1 pseudogene is annotated in these 228 nt (G+C 66.2%); it reads right to left on the bottom strand.

Annotated features, from left to right (window positions below):
* Window positions 1–228, bottom strand: a pseudogene (locus tag KVT14_RS22035) (sugar ABC transporter permease); the annotation flags it as partial.

The following is a 228-nucleotide window of genomic DNA, read 5'->3' on the forward strand; positions in this document are numbered from 1 at the left end:
CGTCCAGCATCGCGGCGATGACGAGGGCGGCGACCACCTGGGGCACCGTGGCCAGCAGGAAGATGCTGAAGGTGTTGCGCAGCGAGTACCAGAAGAACGTCTGGCCGAGCACGAAGGTGAAGTTGTCGAGGCCGACGAAGTCGCCCTGGCCGCCGATCAGGCACCACTCGTGCAGGGAGACCCAGCCGGTGTAGAGCAGCGGGAACAGGCCGACCACCGCGAACAGCA

The organism is Cellulomonas sp. GbtcB1 (genome assembly GCF_019091725.1).
Taxonomy (GTDB): Bacteria; Actinomycetota; Actinomycetes; order Actinomycetales; family Cellulomonadaceae; genus Cellulomonas.